This window comes from Mycobacterium sp. pUA109, assembly GCF_041287095.1.
GTDB lineage: Bacteria > Actinomycetota > Actinomycetes > Mycobacteriales > Mycobacteriaceae > Mycobacterium.
The window spans coordinates 81,438-87,936 of sequence record NZ_JBGGKS010000025.1; the positions used below are offsets into that span (position 1 = coordinate 81,438).

The 6,499-nt window shown below is 67.0% G+C and carries 6 protein-coding genes; 2 read left to right on the top strand and 4 right to left on the bottom strand.

Annotated elements, in window-relative coordinates; all coding sequences use genetic code 11:
* Window positions 1–4: 4 nt before the first annotated feature.
* The gene (locus ACAG26_RS23620) at window positions 5–808 is read left to right on the top strand and encodes an SDR family NAD(P)-dependent oxidoreductase (protein WP_370485509.1); all 804 of its coding nucleotides are present in this window, start codon (window positions 5–7) and stop codon (window positions 806–808) included.
* Here the strand turns inward: ACAG26_RS23620 and ACAG26_RS23625 are convergent.
* The 4 genes from ACAG26_RS23625 to ACAG26_RS23640 all read right to left on the bottom strand — a co-directional run bounded on the left by ACAG26_RS23625 (window position 805) and on the right by ACAG26_RS23640 (window position 4,912).
* On the bottom strand, window positions 805–1,707 hold the full coding sequence (locus ACAG26_RS23625; RefSeq protein ID WP_370485510.1) for an NAD(P)-dependent oxidoreductase: 903 nt from the start codon (window positions 1,705–1,707) through the stop codon (window positions 805–807). The genes ACAG26_RS23620 and ACAG26_RS23625 overlap by 4 nt on opposite strands.
* Window positions 1,708–1,804: 97 nt before the next feature.
* A complete protein-coding gene (locus tag ACAG26_RS23630) occupies window positions 1,805–2,644 on the bottom strand; it encodes a mycofactocin-coupled SDR family oxidoreductase (protein ID WP_370485511.1) in 840 nt (279 codons plus the stop codon).
* A 30-nt stretch (window positions 2,645–2,674) separates the two neighbouring features.
* On the bottom strand, window positions 2,675–3,877 hold the full coding sequence (locus tag ACAG26_RS23635; RefSeq protein ID WP_370485512.1) for a cytochrome P450: 1,203 nt from the start codon (window positions 3,875–3,877) through the stop codon (window positions 2,675–2,677).
* A gap of 315 nt (window positions 3,878–4,192) precedes the next feature.
* Complete coding sequence (locus ACAG26_RS23640; RefSeq protein ID WP_370485513.1) at window positions 4,193–4,912, bottom strand: TetR/AcrR family transcriptional regulator; 720 nt, start codon at window positions 4,910–4,912, stop codon at window positions 4,193–4,195.
* A 190-nt stretch (window positions 4,913–5,102) separates the two neighbouring features.
* Between ACAG26_RS23640 and ACAG26_RS23645 the strand changes: the two genes are divergently transcribed.
* Window positions 5,103–6,275, top strand: a complete 1,173-nt coding sequence (locus ACAG26_RS23645; protein WP_370485514.1) for an acyl-CoA dehydrogenase family protein — start codon at window positions 5,103–5,105, stop codon at window positions 6,273–6,275.
* The last annotated feature ends 224 nt before the right edge of the window (window positions 6,276–6,499 follow it).

Below are 6,499 nucleotides of genomic sequence, written 5' to 3' on the forward strand. Positions count from 1 at the left end.
AGCCATGGGCATCGATCCATCCGACATCCTGCTGACCGGCCGCGTCGCGGTGGTCACCGGCGGCGGCGCGGGCATCGGCCGCGGCATCGCCGCCGGCCTGGCCGCCTTCGGCGCGAACGTCGCGATCTGGGAGCGGGACCCGGACAGCTGCGCCGCGGCCGCCGACGCGATCGGCGCGCTGGGCGTCGTCACCGATGTGCGGGACGCCGCCCAGGTCGACACCGCGCTGCAGCGCACCACCGCCGAACTGGGGCCGGTGAGCATCCTGGTCAACAACGCCGGCGGCACGTTCTCCTCACCGCTGCTGGAGACCAGCGAAAACGGCTGGGACGCCTTGTACAAGGCCAATCTGCGGCATGTGCTGCTGTGCAGCCAGCGGGTGGCGCGCCAGTTGGTCGCGGCCGGGGCACCGGGCAGCATCATCACCGTGACCTCGATCGAAGGGGTGCGCGCCGCACCGGGGTACGCCGCCTACGCCGCGGCCAAAGCCGGGGTGATCAACTACACCAAGACCGCCGCGGTGGAGCTGGCCCCGCACCGCATCCGGGTCAACGCGCTGGCCCCCGACATCACCGCGACCGAAGGCCTGCGGCGGCTGTCGCCGGATGGGTTGGCCACCGCCGGGGACGGGGTCCCGATGGGACGCGTCGGCACCGTCGACGAGATCGCCGGGGCGGCGGTGTTCCTCGCCTCCGAGATGGCGGCGTACATCACCGGGCAGACCATCCACGTCGACGGCGGCAGCCACGCCGCCGGCGGCTGGTATCGCCACCCCACCAGCGGCGAATTCCGGTTGGGGCCGGGCTAACCGGCGGCCTGCGACGACTCGCCGACGATGACGCCGGCCGCCCGCTCGATGGGTTTGATCACCGAGGTGAAATCCGACTCCGGGCCCGCGTCCCGCAGCACCACCTCCCACAGCCGCGCCACCGCTTCGGCGATCTCCATCGACAGGCCCAGCTCCTTGGCCTCGTCGACGAACAACCGCACATCCTTGACCATCAGCCCGGTGGCGAACCCGAAGTCGAAGGTGCGCGGCAGAATCGCGCGCGGAAACTTGTCCCGGCTGGCGATGGACGCCCCGGACCCGGCGTTGAGCACCTCGATCATCGCCGCGGCGTCCAAACCGGATTTGACGCCCATGGTGACCACTTCGGCGGTCGCGGCCAGGCCGGTCGCCGACAACATGTTGTTGGCCAGCTTCATGGTCTGCGCCAGGCCCGGTTTGTCCCCGAGATAGAAGGTGCGTCCGATCGTTTTGAGGATCGGCTTGACCGCCTCGACCTCACGCGGCGCCCCGGAGATCATCACGGCCAGGGTGCCGTTGCGCGCGGCGCGGATGCCGCCGCTGACCGGGCTGTCGATCGACGCGATGTCGCGTTCGGCGAGCTGGTCGTGGATCTGGGTCGCCACCCGGCTGCCCACGGTGGACAGGTCGACAAACCGTTTGACCTGGGAGCCGTGGATCACCCCGTCCGCGCCGGTGGCGACGTCCACCGACGCCGCCAACGACGGCAGGCTCGCCAGCACGGTGTCGACGCGGTCGGCCACCTCTTTCGGCGAGGACGCGGCCCGGGCACCGAGTTCCACGAATGCGTCGACCATCTCGTCGCGCAGGTCGAACACCACGAGCTGATGCCCCAAGTCGTGCAGCCGGCGCGCGATCGCGGCACCCATGTGACCCAGGCCGATGAACCCTAGCTGCATAGCAGCGCGGCCTGCCGTCGCCGTCGATGACTCTGCGTCCACCCCGGGGTCCTCTCACACTTTCGTTTGGTGGACGCAGAATCAACGCCCGACGCGGCTACTTCAAGCAGCTGCCCGCGTCGACGGGAAGGGTCAGACCGGTGATGTAGCGCGACTCCTCGGAGGCCAAGAACAGCACCGCGTTGCTGATGTCCTCGGGCTCCACCCACGGAATCGGCAGGGTGTGGAACAGCTGGCAGATCGGGGCCATGTCGTCGGGACCCGGGTTCTCCAGGTCGGGCCGGAACATTTTGAAGGTGCCGTCGTTCATCACCATCGGGGTGTTGACGTGCGTGGGGTGCACCGAGTTGACCCGAATCATGTGCTGGCCCAACTCGACCGCGAAGGACCGCATCAGGCCCACCACGCCGTGCTTGGCGGCGACGTAGTTGCCGCAATGCGGGTAGGCCTTGAGCCCGCCGACCGAGCTGGTCAGCACGATCGAGCCGCCGCGACCGCCGGCCAACAGGTGGGGGACACCGGCCTTCACGCTCTTCCACACCCCGGACAGGTTGATGTCGATCATGTCCTGCCAGTCTTTTTCGGTGGTCTTGTCCAGCGTGTCGCCACCGTTGCCGATCCCGGCGTTGGCCACGATGATGTCCAGCCGACCCAGCTGCTCGACGCCGGAATCGACCGCGGCCTTGAGCGCGTCAAAATCACGCACATCGACCTCGGCCGTCACGACGCGACGGTTGAGACCCTTGACCAGATCGGCAGTCTCGGCCAGATCCTCCGGCGTGGACGCCGGAATCAGCATGCCCTCGTCGATCGGCTTACAGATGTCGATCGCGATGATGTCGGCGCCCTCCTGCGCCAATCGCACCGCGTGGCTACGGCCTTGGCCGCGTGCCGCCCCGGTGATGAATGCAACCTTGCCCTCAACTCGCCCGGCCATCAATACCTCAATTCCTCACTCGTAACTGATCTATCCGACCACGGCGGGCATAGATTCCCACCCGCGGACGGTGGATGTCGGAGACAGCGTCGCGTTCTGCAGGTCGACCTCCCAGTCCGGGAAGCGTTTGAGAATCTCCTCCAACGCGATCCGTCCCTCCAGCCGCGCCAGGGCCGAACCCAGGCAGTAATGCGTGCCGACGCTGAAGGTCAAATGTTGACGGGCCTCCCGGTGAATGTCGAAAACGTCGCCGTCGGGCGGGAATTGGCGGTGATCCCGATTCGCGGCACCGATCAGCATCATCATCGCGCTGCCCTCGGGCACCGTCTGGCCGTAAAACTCGACGTCGCGGGTGACGTACCGGGCCACGTGCGGCGCCGGCGGCTCGAAGCGCAGCAGTTCCTCGATCGCCTGCGGAACCAGCGCGGGGTTGGCGACCAACTCGCGGCGCTGGTCGGGATGCTCGGCCAGCACCTTGCCGGTCCAGCCGATCAGCCGGGTGGTGGTTTCGTTGCCGGCCCCGGCCACCAGCATGACGTACATCAGCAACTCGTCGCGGGTCAGCCGCCGAGTGGTGCCGGACTCGTCTTCGAACTCGACGTTGAGCAACTCGGTCATGATGTCGTCGGACGGATTCTTCACCCGCCAATCGATGTAGTCGGCGAAGATCGATCCGTCGTCGAAGCCCTCCGACGCGATCGTCATCGGCTTGCCGGCTTCGGTGCGCATGTTGTCGTTGGACCGGTCGCGGATGGCCTCCTGGTCCTCCTCGGGGATGCCGACCAACATGCCGATCACCCGCATCGGCATCTGCGCCCCCAGGTCGGCCACGAAGTCGAGGCGCCCGGTGCCGACCAACGGGTCGAGGCTGCGCGCGCAGTAGTCCCGGATCTTGGATTCGAGTTCGTTGATCTTGCGGGGGGTGAACATCCGGGCCAGCAACTTGCGATGAATGTCATGCACCGGCGGGTCCTCGAACAGGATCAGCCCCGGCGGAATCGGGGTGTTGGCCTTGATCAACTCGAGGATGGCGCCCCGAGACGAGCTGAACGTTTGGTAGTCGACGAGGGCCTTGTTGACGTCGGCGAACCGGCTCAGCGCGTAGAAGTCATGCTGCTCGTTGTAGTACAGCGGTGCTTCGTCCCGCAGGCGCCGGAACATCGGGTAAGGATCGGCGTTGATCTCGACGTCGTACGGATCGAAGTGGACGTCGCTGGTCGCGCTGACTGTCACGGGTATACCTCTCGCCGGAATCACGTTCTCCGCAGGGCTGCATATCGTTTCGTCACGACTCTGGCACCCGCGCCCAGCGGGTGTCAATGCCGCAATCGATTTATGGCAGCTTACACTCTTCAAAAATGAGAATATTATTCTTCAACGGGTTGCGTGGCGCCGGACGGCGCGGCGGATCGCGACGGGTAACCCAGCGACGCGCGCCCGGCGATCGGGCGATCGCAGGGGTCTGTGCCGCCGCGCGGGGCCGGGGAGAAGAACGGTTATCCATAGCCCGCGAGGCGGGCTCTTCGATGACGAGAGGCTAGCTCTCGGTTAGCGGCCGGCGAAGCCGTTGGCGCAGAAATCCCACACTTCGTCGGCGGTGAGCGGGTGCGCGGCCGGGTCCTCGGAGTTGGGACTGGACTGCGCGTTGAACATCACCGTCTGCATGGTCATGGCGGCCATCCGTCGGGGATTGACCTCGGCGCGGAGTTGACCGGCGGCGCTGGCCTCCTCCATCAACTCGGTGAGCAGGGCCACCAGCGGGGCGTGCGCGACCTTGACTTCGGCGGGGTGTGATACCAGCAGCGTCGGCGCGAAGTCGGTGAACAGCGGACGTCTGGCCGCCGGGTCGGGCCGGGAGGACTCGAACAGCAACTGCACGGCGATCTTGAGTCGTTCCAGCGGATCGGAATGATTGGCGGTGGCGGCCCGGATCTGGTCGGCCGAGCGGCTCAGGGCGTCCTCGAACAGTGCCAGCAGCAGCTCGTGTTTACCGTCGAACTGCAGGTAGAAGCTGCGCAGTGACTGGCGGGACCGGTCGACGACCTCTTGGACGGTGAAGTCGGTGCTGCCCTTTTCGATGATGATCGCCTGGGCGGCATCGAGGAACCGCTGAACCCGCTGGGCGGCCCGCAGTTTCGCGGTTTTGATGGAGCGCTCGACGGCGCGCTGCTTCCAGGCCGGCTCTTCGCTCGGGCTGGTCACCGGGGGCTCGGATCCGTGCGGGGCGGGGAGAACATGATTGAACTGTACCGGAGAACGTCGTGCCATTGTGGTCCTAGACCCCCTCGCAGACAGTGTGTCAGAGATTGTAACTTTCCAGTCATGAGAATAGTATTCTCATGATCGCGTCCGGGGAAGCGGAATGGACTGAGACGGGCCACGAAGTTTTTCCGGTCCGCCGCCGAGAACCGGCTGCCGCGGTGCGGACCTGTGGGAATACGAACTGGCGAGGAGTGCCGTGCAGCTCACCTTTGATGCCGATGTCGAGGCTTTTCGGGCCGAGTTCGCGGCGTTCCTCGACGAGCACCTGCCCAGCGCCGCCGAAGCCGCCGAGCGTCCCCGGTCGTGTTCGCACGTCCCGGAATGGGCCCGACGGTGGCAGCGGCTGCTGTTCGACCACGGCTGGTTGCTGCCGGGCAACCCGCCGGAATTCGGCGGCCGCAACGCCACCATCTTGCAGCAGTACGTGCACCAAGAGGAGTTGTCGCGGCGGCGGATCTACCAAAGCTTCAACCCGCAGGGGGTCGGCATCATCGCGGCCTCGTTGCTGTCGTTCGGTACCGACGAGCAAAAGCACCGGTGGGCGGCGCCGATCCTGCGGGCCGACATCACCGCATCGTTGGGGATGAGCGAGCCGGGCGCCGGGTCGGATTTGGCCTCGTTGCAGACCCGGGCGGTGCTCGAGGGTGACCACTTCGTCGTCAACGGGCAGAAGGTGTGGACCTCGGGCGCCCACGACGCCGATGTGCTGCTGACCTTCGTGCGCACCGATCCCGACGCCCCCAAGCACAAGGGGATTTCCGTGCTGCTGATCCCCACCGACGCCGAGGGCGTGGTGCGTCGTCCGTTCGCCTCGGCGTGCGACCACGACGACATCGACTTCAACGAGGTCTTTTTCACCGACGTCCGGGTGCCGGCCGAGAATCTGGTGGGCCCGCTCAACGGCGGGTGGGGGGTCGCCAACGGGTCGCTCGGGCACGAGCGCACGCTGCTGTGGATGAGTTTCGCCGACCGGTTGCGGGACCTGATCCACGACTTCCGCCCGGTCGGGCCGCTGCAACGCGACCAGTACGCCACCCTGCTGATGGATAACCAGGCGCTGCGGCTGCTCGGCTCGGTGGCGTTGGCCCAAGCCGCCCGCGGCGACCAGGACGTGCCCGGGTTGTCGGTGCTCAAACTGTTGGGCTCCGAGGCCGTGCAAAGCGCCGCCGAGCACGCCTTGGACAGCGCGAGCGCGGCCGGCCTTGTGCACCCGGCCAGCTCCGGAACCTACATGCCGCTCAACGAAGACCACGCCACCGGCAGCTGGTTCGACCGCTACCTGCGCAGCTTTTCCGGCACCATCGCCGGCGGCACCTCGGAGATCCAGCGCAACATCATCGCCCAGCGGGTGCTCGGCCTGCCGCGCTAGGGGGCCGTCCCGCTAGGGGGCGTCCCGCCGGGCCGCGAACGTGCGCAGTTGTACGGGTTTTGCGGCGTTGCGGCGTACAACTGCGCACCCTGGTCCGAAAAATCCCCCGGCCAAGCGGCGAAAGTGCGCTCACGCAGGAGAAGTTCGACGCATTGTCAAGTGGTTAGTGCAACGTGGGGAGGTTCTGGCAAATCTTGGGGCGGTGGTGTCTGGTGAGCGCCGCG

What these genes read in the sequence shown, in the direction of transcription:
- ACAG26_RS23620 (WP_370485509.1), top strand. Translation starts at nt 5, where the DNA reads ATGGGCATCGATCCATCCGACATCCTGCTGACCGGCCGCGTCGCGGTG.
- ACAG26_RS23625 (WP_370485510.1), bottom strand. Translation starts at nt 1,707, where the DNA reads ATGCAGCTAGGGTTCATCGGCCTGGGTCACATGGGTGCCGCGATCGCG.
- ACAG26_RS23630 (WP_370485511.1), bottom strand. Translation starts at nt 2,644, where the DNA reads ATGGCCGGGCGAGTTGAGGGCAAGGTTGCATTCATCACCGGGGCGGCA.
- ACAG26_RS23640 (WP_370485513.1), bottom strand. Translation starts at nt 4,912, where the DNA reads ATGGCACGACGTTCTCCGGTACAGTTCAATCATGTTCTCCCCGCCCCG.